This is a genomic window from Okeania sp. SIO2F4, assembly GCF_010672385.1.
In the GTDB taxonomy this organism is placed as follows: Bacteria; Cyanobacteriota; Cyanobacteriia; order Cyanobacteriales; family Microcoleaceae; genus Trichodesmium.
In genome coordinates, this window is sequence record NZ_JAAHGT010001086.1 from 1 (window position 1) to 2,995 (window position 2,995).

General features: G+C 40.4%; 1 pseudogene. It reads right to left on the reverse strand.

Features of this window, described 5'->3' with window-relative positions:
* Nucleotides 1-1,113 precede the first annotated feature (1,113 nt).
* A pseudogene (locus F6K22_RS37375) lies at nucleotides 1,114-2,995 on the reverse strand (peptidase); the annotation flags it as partial.

Here is a 2,995-nt window from a genome sequence, read left to right on the forward strand (position 1 = left end):
TGCTTTACGGTTTAATCCCGTTAATGCTCTGAGTAACCTGTCTTGTTTTAAGGCTCGTTCAATATTTAGCATTTTTATGGCCAATTTCTTCTTGAATCATTTTACCTTATTTCCCAACAACTCTATTGTAATATTATGTCCGGTTGAATAGACATAGGCGTGAAAATTAAAAATCAAATCAATTCTCATCGAGAAATTATCTATTCTTTCTTCCTGTTAAGTGTTCCCAGTTAAGTGTTAAGTGTTCCCTCTTTTCCAGAGATGTCTAATAGTTATTATTAAAGCTTGTAGTAGGGCTAAAACCCTAAGAGACTGTTTTTAAAGTTTTGTAAAGTAAAGCGTTGGCGGAGCCTAGCGGCAGCTATATTGCTCTTTAAACTGTAAAAACTTAGTTATTTAAGCGTTTTTTTATGGGTAACAGTAGGGACGTTCCATGGAACGTCCCTACAAGGTTTTGATTGTGACTTGAAGTAATACCATTTTGATAAATGTTTGCTACAAATGACTAGAGGATTTTTGTTTGAGTCAGGAGTCGTAGGGGCGAGCGGAGCGCGCGAATCGCCTGTACAGGAGTCGTATGGGAATGCCTTTAATACCATGTTTTAGCTCGGAAATTATCTTTTTCTCTTGGTGCGCGTTCCCTCTCTTGGTCGGCGTTCCCATGGCGAGGAGACCCGAAGAGTGCAGAGCCGCTCCGTAACGCCTGCTTCCGACCGCTTGCGCCGTGAGACGGTGAGTGCAGTGCGTTGGGCGGGTGCCCCGACTTGAAGCAACTGCCGTTCGCGCAGCGTCTCTGAAAGAGATACCCGGAGGGCGCGGGGTCGCACCGCTTTGTCAAAGGGAAATATTCTGAAAAATATTTTTATTCCCCTTACTATTCGTAACATTCTTTTTTCACGCTTGGTATAATAGACATAGGCGTGAAAATCAAAAATAAAATCAATTCTTATCCAGAAATTATCAATTACTTCTCCGTGTTCCCAGTTAAGTGTTAAGTGTTCCCTCTTTTCCGCAGAGGTCTAATCTATCTGAAAAGTCCTGTAAGATTTAGGGAGAGACAATAAAGGTTAAAAAATACTCCCCATCTCCCCAACTCCCCAACTTCCTTACTTCCTACTCCCTACTCCTATTTACTCTGGGAACAAACAGAACAAAATCAGTAGGCACGATCGCCTCAATACTTGAGTTAAAACCACCCACTTGATTAGTACGCAATATTGACAACGAAGCACCAAACTGGAGAAAAATCATTGCTAGTTGATCATTAGCAAACCGAGGTAGGAGCGATCGCCAACTTTTGGCAACTTGCCATAAAGTTTCCAGGGGAGTTTCTACAGGGAAACCTCCTAAAGTTGTTGCTTCATAACGCCAGTCTGTTCGTGCTTTTCCTAAAGGTGTTAAGTGATTTTCCAAAGTTTTGACTAGGTTAGTCAACTGTTTAAATCTTTTAGTTTGTTCATCATCGGGATGTTCCCTCAACCATTTCATAATTAGGGGATTTAATTTCAACTGGGCGACCATCCGGTTCAAAGCTGTATAAAGTGCTTGACTAGAATCTTGTACGCAGGAATTGATCGGACTGACAGAAGTTGTACCTCTACCATCCCCAGTTCGATAACGAGCTGCCATTACATCAAGTTCTTGCACTATATAATTGAGTGGGGAAAATTTAACGCCATTAAAATCATAATCTTCGGTCATAGGTTTGAACTTAATAATAATCTCGGAAGTAGGGCGAACTCCTAACCATCCCCATTGCCGATCGCCCATATATCTCATCCAAGATAAAGTACCGGAAATAATTCCATCACAGTTATGAGTGTAGATTTGTCGATATTCCAGATTAAACCGAAGTTCATTAGTCAGAGGTTCCCGCACTACCTTTGCTATACCAAAAGCAAAATGACCGAAAAATATTCCCAAGGGTGAAAGTTCTGGTTTTTTCCCTCCAATACCTCCATAGACGTGCATGAATAGAGCGCGTTCACCTTCTTGCCAAATAGGAGTTTGGGGAACTTGACTTTCTTGTTTTTCAGTAGGGTCTAGGAAAATATTTGCAATATTACCTTTTGGCGCGACTTCCTCCTGCCAATATTTATGGTTGATATAATCTAAGGTGGCTTTTTTTCCAGAAATTATTGTCTGAGGTTGAACAGAAAACAAAGCACGAGGAGCGATCGCCTGTACGACAAACTTACCTACAGTATTTTTGGCTCCATAGATATACCAACCTCTGGCATTTACAGGAGAATTTTCTAAACCTTCATTAGTAGAAGGCAAAACACCGTTACGGTCAGCAACGACAGACGGAATATAAACAATTTCCTCCATACCATCAAATTCCTGAGAGTTGCGGTTATAGTGAGACACCCGAAATAGATCGTCACCCACAAACTCTTGAATTTTCACCAACCCATAAAAACGACCAGAAATTTGAATGGGTTCGCGACTAATATATAGACTTGGGCGACCTGTACCAGTATCCTCAACAATTACAGGTTCAGGTAAAGCTACAATTACATCATCTTCTGGTCTTGCACCTGCTAAAGATTCTAGAGGATCGACATTTTGCCAATTATTTATTCGGTCTGGATGAATATTTCCCTGTCGCTTACTTATCCTTACCTGCTCGACAAAATTAATATTTGTTGTGACAAGTTGAACATAAGTTTGTAAGTTAGAGTCATCGCTCCAACGTAAATTGACAATTTGTCCGATGAGGTGTTGATTTGCCGAATCTGCTGTATGAACTTCTAGTAAGACACCTTTAACTTTTTCCCTTTCCTCAGCAGTCGGTAAAATTAACCGCCCTACATAAGTGGCGATAGGTTGATAAAATTCTGAATTAATATTTTGAGTAATCTCTTGTCTGCTCAATTGAGTCTGCTCAAAATTTTCTCCTTCCGATGTGGGTAAACTTTCTAAATTTTCCTCTATTTCCTGTTGCCTATTCCCAGTTAAATTTTCTCTATCAAAATCTTGAGAAATCTCCAGA